This is a genomic window from Acidovorax sp., assembly GCF_016783915.1.
Classification (GTDB): domain Bacteria; phylum Pseudomonadota; class Gammaproteobacteria; order Burkholderiales; family Burkholderiaceae_C; genus Acidovorax.
In genome coordinates this window covers 1-6,979 of sequence record NZ_JADHVT010000195.1, presented here as the reverse complement: position 1 = coordinate 6,979, position 6,979 = coordinate 1, and the positions used below count along the sequence as shown (strand labels likewise).

At 61.2% G+C, this 6,979-nt stretch carries 7 protein-coding genes; 5 read left to right on the top strand and 2 right to left on the bottom strand.

The genetic code is table 11. From position 1 onward, the window contains the following. Positions 1–300 precede the first annotated feature (300 nt). Genes ISS20_RS22235 through ISS20_RS22215 form a run of 5 tightly spaced genes read left to right on the top strand, consistent with a single transcriptional unit; the run spans position 301 to position 4,313 of the window. On the top strand, positions 301–1,263 hold the full coding sequence (locus ISS20_RS22235; protein WP_108499846.1) for a chromate resistance protein ChrB domain-containing protein: 963 nt from the start codon (positions 301–303) through the stop codon (positions 1,261–1,263). Positions 1,264–1,287: 24 nt separating this feature from the next. Beyond that, positions 1,288–2,490: a chromate transporter gene (locus ISS20_RS22230; RefSeq protein ID WP_291439633.1), complete on the top strand. Its 1,203-nt coding sequence runs from the start codon at positions 1,288–1,290 to the stop codon at positions 2,488–2,490. A 25-nt stretch (positions 2,491–2,515) separates the two neighbouring features. Then, positions 2,516–3,436 (top strand): Fe-Mn family superoxide dismutase, encoded by a 921-nt coding sequence (locus tag ISS20_RS22225; RefSeq protein ID WP_056642933.1) that lies wholly within the window; start codon positions 2,516–2,518, stop codon positions 3,434–3,436. Then, on the top strand, positions 3,433–3,903 hold the full coding sequence (locus tag ISS20_RS22220) for a chromate resistance protein ChrB domain-containing protein (protein ID WP_108499847.1): 471 nt from the start codon (positions 3,433–3,435) through the stop codon (positions 3,901–3,903). The genes ISS20_RS22225 and ISS20_RS22220 overlap by 4 nt, the downstream gene beginning before the upstream one ends. After that, the gene (locus ISS20_RS22215) at positions 3,900–4,313 is read left to right on the top strand and encodes a hypothetical protein (protein WP_233250714.1); all 414 of its coding nucleotides are present in this window, start codon (positions 3,900–3,902) and stop codon (positions 4,311–4,313) included. The genes ISS20_RS22220 and ISS20_RS22215 overlap by 4 nt, the downstream gene beginning before the upstream one ends. A 1,003-nt stretch (positions 4,314–5,316) precedes the next feature. Here ISS20_RS22215 and fliQ read toward each other — a convergent pair. Further along, complete coding sequence (gene fliQ / locus ISS20_RS22210; protein ID WP_108499849.1) at positions 5,317–5,586, bottom strand: flagellar biosynthesis protein FliQ; 270 nt, start codon at positions 5,584–5,586, stop codon at positions 5,317–5,319. An 80-nt stretch (positions 5,587–5,666) separates the two neighbouring features. Then, positions 5,667–6,979, bottom strand: a 1,313-nt coding sequence (locus ISS20_RS22205) for a heavy metal translocating P-type ATPase (RefSeq protein WP_291439628.1), incomplete at its 5' end; no start/stop codon positions are given.

The window sequence follows — 6,979 nt, the reverse complement described above, 5'->3', positions numbered from 1 at the left end:
ACTTATGTCCAGTTCAACGGCACCGCCTCCTGGCGATCCACCAGGGCGATCACAGCCTCTGGCGCGTTCAGACTGGCCAACTGTTCATAACTGCGTGCTGTGCATAACGCTGCTTATGGAGAGCTCTCCATAAGCAGCGTTTGCGGTCGTTACCGCTCCGCCTCTGAATGCGTAGTTTGTGTATAGAAGCGGCCATTCTGCTGACCCCGCAAGTAGTGAAGCGAGCAGCCAATCCATTCGAGGTTATGTAGAGATCGCTACATTATTGCAGCATTCGTGACGGCTCGCTAAGCTGCCGTCATGTCTCTCACCTCTGACACTTGGCTGGCTTTCGTCGTCAGCCTCCCATCCGCGGCGGCCACAGCGCGCATGCGGATCTGGCGTGCCGTCAAGGCACAGGGCTGTGCCGCCTTGCGCGACGGCACCTATCTGCTGCCCGCGCAGGCGGAGCAGGCTGCGCAGCTACAAACCCTGGCCGACGAGGCCCTGCAAGAAGGCGGGCAAGCTTGGCTGCTGCGTGTTCAAGCGAAGGACATGGCTGAGCAAGCAGCCTACCAAGCGCTGTTTGATCGAACGGCCGACTACGCACCCTGGCTTGAAGAGTTGGCGCAAGCGCGCCAGCTTATTTCCTCGCTATCTGCCGCTGAGCTGCAACGTCTGCAGCGTCGGCACGCGCGCACCTACGAGGCCATCCGCAAGATCGACTTCTTTCCGGGTGAATCCTCCATCCGTGCCGAAGCCCAATGGCGGGACTTCACGAACGCGGTCGAAGCCATCCAGTCACCCGGCGAACCCCAGGCCGCAGCGGGCCGCATTGCCCGGCGTGACCGCATGCAGTACCAGGGGCGCCTGTGGGCAACACGCCGCCATCTCTGGGTAGATCGCGTGGCAAGTGCTTGGCTCATCCAACGCTTCATTGACCCCGCTGCGCGCTTTGTGTGGCTGGACTTGCCCGCCGACTGTCCTGCTGATGCGCTGGGTTTCGATTTCGACGGAGCGACTTTCTCCCACGTTGGCGACCGGGTGACGTTTGAGGTGCTGATGGCGAGCTTTGGTCTGGACGGAGATCGCGGCCTCCAGCGCCTGGGGGCCATGGTGCATGCCCTGGACGTGGGAGGCACTGCCACACCCGAAGCCAGCGGCTTCGAGGCCGTGCTGGCCGGTGCACGCAAGCGCTGGCCGGACGACGACGCACTGTTGGCTGACGTGGGCGGGGTGCTGGATTCGCTCCATGCCCATTTCTCGACCCTTCGTAAGCCTTAGTACCTCACCACCTCAGGAATGAACATGAACGATCTCAAAATAACGGCCGCGCCCGATGACGGCGCGGAAACTGTTCCAAGCTACACGCTGTGGCAACTGGTGCGCTACATGCTGCGCCTGGGCACGCTCGGCTTTGGCGGCCCGGTGGCCCTGGTCGGCTACATGTACCGCGATCTGGTGGAGCAACGCGGCTGGATTTCGGACGCCGACTACAAGGAGGGGATGGCCCTGGCCCAGCTCATGCCCGGCCCCCTGGCGGCGCAGCTGGCCATCTACCTGGGGTATGTGCACTTCCGCCTGTGGGGTGCAACGCTGGTTGGCCTGGCGTTTGTGCTGCCGTCATTTGTGATGGTGGTCGCACTGGGTGCCGCCTACAAAGCCTATGGCGGCATCTCTTGGATGCAAGCCGTGTTCTATGGCGTTGGAGCATCCGTCATCGGCATCATTGCCCTGAGCGCCTACAAGCTCACAACCAAGAACGTGGGCAAGGACAAACTGTTGTGGGTCATCTACCTGCTCAGCGCCGGTGTGACCATCATCACCCAGTCCGAAGTGATCTGGGTCTTTCTGGGCGCGGGTTTGCTGGTGTGGGCCGTGCGTGGTCCCTTGAAGCGCACCGGCGGCCAACTGCACAGCGTGGCGTGGGCGGCACCAATCGCTGCAGCACTCAGCCTGGAGAACCTCGACTGGCACAAGCTGGGGCAGATCGCAGCCTACTTCACCTATGCGGGCGCCTTCGTCTTCGGCAGCGGCCTGGCCATCGTACCGTTCCTTTACGGCGGCGTGGTCAAGGAGTACGCATGGCTGACCGACCGCCAGTTCGTGGACGCGGTGGCCGTGGCCATGATCACCCCGGGCCCCGTCGTCATCACCACAGGCTTCATCGGCTTCCTGACCAGCGGCTTCTGGGGCGCGGTTGTCGCGGCGGCAGCGACCTTCCTTCCCTGCTACCTGCTCACCGTGATCCCGGCGCCGTACTTCAAGAAGCATGGCAAGCACCCCGGTGTGGTCGCATTTGTCGATGGTGTCACGGCCGCCGCCGTGGGGGCCATTGCGGGGGCTGTTGTGGTGTTGGGCCAGCGATCCATTGTGGATCTGCCCACCGCTGCGCTATTTCTCGCCACCGCTGCGGTCCTGTGGCGGTTCAAGAAGCTGCCCGAGCCTGTGGTGGTGCTTGCCGCAGCCTTGATCGGCCTGGCCGTCTATCCGCTGGTTGCCCACGTCTGACACTGACCATTTGATGGAGAACATCATGAATTACCAACTCCGCCCGCTGACGCTGAACCCCGATCAACTCTCTGGCCTGTCGAGCCGCCTGATCACCAGCCACCACGAAAACAACTACGCGGGTGCCGTCAAGCGCCTGAACGCCGTACGGAGCGAACTCGCAGCGCTGGACTGGAGTGCCGCAGCCACCTTCACCATTAACGGTCTCAAGCGCGAGGAGTTGATCGCCGCCAACTCGGCCTTCCTGCACGAGCTGTATTTCGACAACCTAGGAGGCAACGGCGTGCTGCCTTCCTGTGGCTTATCCATTGCGTTCACCCGGGACTTTGGCTCCGTCGAGGCTTGGCGCAGCCAATTCACCGGGTTGGCCAAGGCCATGGGCGGTGGATCGGGATGGGCACTGCTCTCCTGGTCTTCCCGCGAAAGCCGCCTCATCAACCACTGGGCTGCCGACCACACGCACCTCTTGGCCGGCGCCACGCCCGTGCTGGCGCTGGACATGTACGAGCATGCTTACCACCTGGACTTCGGTGCCAAGGCGGGCGCCTATGTGGATGCCTTCATGGCCAACATCCCGTGGGACAAGGTCTACAAGCGCTACGGGGCGGCCGTCGAGGCGGATGCCCTGACGTTTAGCATCGAGACGGGCGCTGCGCTGGCCGGTGCGCCGGGCACGCTTGATGTGCGCCGCGAGGAGGATTATTTGCAGAGCGGCCAGGTCATTCCGGGGGCATCCTGGCGCGATCCATCGCGGGTACACGAGTGGAGCCAGGAGCTCGATGCATCGAAGCCGGTGCTGCTGTACTGCCTGCGAGGCAAGGACATTGGCCGCTCCACTGTCCTGGCGCTGCGCGCACGCGGTCTTGATGCACGCTACATCGCGGGCGGCATCGAGGCCTGGCGAGCCGCTGGCCTGCCTCTGGAAGCTCAAAGAGGTGCTGCATGAAATGGGTCACTCGTGAGCGTCCCAAGATCGACCGCATTGCCTGCCCATGGCTGATTGCCCGGTTCATCGACCAGGCGCCAGAATTTCTCTATGTGCCTGCAACCTCCGTGCTTCAGGTGGCCCAAGAGACCGGAGCGATACCCTACGACGTGCCGGGCGTGGAAATGACCCATGAGGGGGATCTGTGCAGCTTTGACGCTTTTCTCAAGAAGTACGACCTCACTGATGCTGCCTTGCAGCAACTGGCCGTGATCGTGCGGGGCGCAGACACCTCCAGGCTGGATCTGGCGCCGCAGTCTGCGGGCCTCTATGCGTTGTCGCTCGGCCTGTCCAAGACTTTCAGCGACGACCACGAGATGCTCGGACATGGCATGGTGATGTACGACGCCCTGTACGCCTGGTGCAAATCCTGCCAGGAGGAACCGCACAACTGGCCTCCCCAGATGGGACCGGTGGGCTCTGCATGAGCGTGCCGTTCAATGGAATGAATGCGCTCCCGAGACGCTGTCTGCGCAGCACCTTGATACTCCTGGCGTACGCTATAGCGCTGGCCGGGGCTTCGACTGCACAGTCTGGGGAACGCAAGCTCTCTGGGCCGCAGATTCGCACAGCCATTTCAGGGAAGGAAGTGAGCGATGGGCGGCATTGGAGCCACTACTACCTTACAAACGGCCAGCTAGAACGCGCGGAGAACGGCAGAAGCCGGTCAGGGAACTGGAACGTCATCGGCGATCAACTGTGCCTGCTGTTGCCCGAGGTCAGCAAGAAGGAGCCCATCTGCTTTGACGTGATGCAGATCGAAGGAGAGTTGCAGTACCGTGATGAGCGCTCGGTCGTTTACCAGGGTGCAGTGCGACCTCGGTCTACCAAGCGCTGACCGAGTGTCATTGCTCAAATGGATGCTGAGGGATAGACACCAGACTGCGAACTGCGGGAGCTTGGCGCTACACCACGAATGACATTGCATTGGGGTGCCTAGCTCTCTGCCTCGAAAGCTCTATCCAGAGTTAACCTGACGAGACCCCGGATCTCAATTGAGGTGCACGTGGATGGACCGCATCCATGCAACTCGCGACGTTGACATACACAGCATCGCCAACCTTCAGTTCCGTGCCTTGCGGCACGACCACAGTCCACCATCGGGCATGGCCGACTTGCCTCCAACGAACGCGAGCGAGAAGATCAGTTGTTCGCATCGGGGCTTCAGTGCTGCAGGATTGGCGGTAGCGCGATTTGAGGTGATCCGAGTCGCCAACAGCTTCCACCACCCCCTCTCTCCATCCTTCCCTCCATGGAAGGCGCCCCTCGTAGACAGGGGTGGTGGCGCAAGCCGAAAGGACCATGGCCAGCATGGGCGTTGCGATGCGAATATACGAGTATTGAATTTCAACTCTCCTTAGAAATGTTCGACAACAGATTTGTGCTCTCCACGAGCGAGGCTTGCGTTTCCGAGACCGAGGTCGTTCTCTGTCTCTGGGCAGCGCCAATTGGCGACTTCTGAGGCGTTTGGCCAATCTCCGGCTGAACTTGATCCGCTTGTCTTTCTCAGGATGGAGCTTGAACCACAGGCTCCTGATCTGCCAAACCACAACGGCAATGGCAATGGCAAGCATGCCGCCATCACCCAGACCATCTTTCCGGGCCGTGAAGGCATGATCAGCACAGGCATTGTTGATCGCCGGCTTGAGGCTCAGGTGCAGCTACAAGGAACAGCGCCATGCAGAACGACAGCGCATGCAAAGACCATTGACCCATTTGGTCTACAGAGCGACACCGATCCACGAAAGCGCCGAGGAACACAACCGGCCAGCGCATACATGGGAGCGCCCCACGCACAATGCGCTTGCGTCGCTGCACAGCAGTCACCCAAAAGCGGCATCTCATCCCACCGCCTTTGGAATCGATATCAGCACCTCGCGCAGATAGTCGACAAGAGTGCTCAAAATCCATGGCCCGGCAAGCGTCAGCGCGATGATCGCTGCCACCAGTTTGGGGATGAACGACAACGTCGCTTCGTTGATCTGAGTCACCGCCTGGAAGATGCTCACCACCAGGCCAACCACCAGCACCACGAGAACGATAGGGGCCGTGATCATCAACAGCAACTGCAGCCCGGTCTGGCCTGCCGTGAGAACTTGTTGTGCTTCCATGACTGGACATCCTTCAAGCTGAATGGTCTGCGCACTGGCAAGCGCACACAGCGCGCGCCCCAGCTTCGAAACGCCCGCCTCTATGCACCACTGATCCTTACCTTGAGCAACTTGACCGAGTTGAGAAAAACGAGGATGTCGGGTCCAAGATGGATGATTGCCGCCTGTATCGGGCCGATCCACCCAAGCAGCGCTGCGGTGATGCCCAGCACGTGCACAACGCCGACGCCCACAAACAGGTTCTCTTGCACCGTGCGGTAGGCCTTGCGGGCGATGGCGCGGGCTGCGGCAATCTTTGCAAGGTCATCCGTCATCAGCGCAACATCGGCGGCTTCCAGTGCCGCTTGCGTACCTGCGCCGCCCATCGCGATTCCGACGTCGGCCCTGGCCAAGGCGGGTGCATCATTGACGCCATCGCCCACCATGGCGACCCTGTGGCCTTGGCTTTGGAACTCAGCGATGGCTTTGACCTTGTCCGCCGGCATGAGATCGGCTCGAACCTCATCGATGCCAAGCTGATCGGCAATTGCCTTGGCCGTGGCTGCGTTGTCTCCAGTCAGCATGACGGTCCGCTGGATGCCGTTCGCCTTGAGGTGTGACAGCGCGGCCTTGGCCCCTGGCCGCAAGGTGTCCGCGATGAAGAGAATCCCCGCGAACTTGCCATCGATGGCGACATGCACCGGAGTTCGGCCGTCCGTTTCAGATGCAGTGGAGCTGACATCAACACCGTTCTCTCGCAACAAGGCCGAGTTCCCCACCAGCACTGCATGACCTTCTGCAGTGGCTCGCACACCACGGCCTTGCAACTGCTCGAAGGAGGTGGGCTCCGGAACCGCCAGGATCCTTTGCGCAGCTGCCTGCACAACTGCCTTGGCGAGTGGGTGTGCTGAGCGTCGGTCAGCCGCGGCAGCCAGTCGCAGCAAATTGTCTTCATCAAACGCCGGGTCCACACACATCACCTGCACCACTTCGGGAAGATTTGCGGTGAGCGTGCCAGTCTTGTCGAAGACCATGACGTCGACCTTTGCCAGACTCTCCAGATAGATGCCGCCCTTGATGAGAATGCCCGATCGTGCCGCTCGTGCAATGGCCGCAATCATCACCAACGGCGTCGCCAGCCCCAGCTCAGCAGGCGACGTGAAAATCAACAGCGTGACGATGGTTCGCACGTCCTGTGTGACCAGGTACACGCCGATCAGGAAAATGAAGACGACAGGGATGAGCCAGCCCGCCACCTTGTCTGCCAGTTTCTGCACAGGGGCTTGCTCGGCCTCGGCGTTTTCCACCAAGGCGATGATGCGAGAGAAGGTCGTATCGGCACCCAGTTGCTCCACCAGGACATCCAACGCGCCAGAGTCGACGAGCGTTCCGGCAAAAACTTGGCTGCCCATGG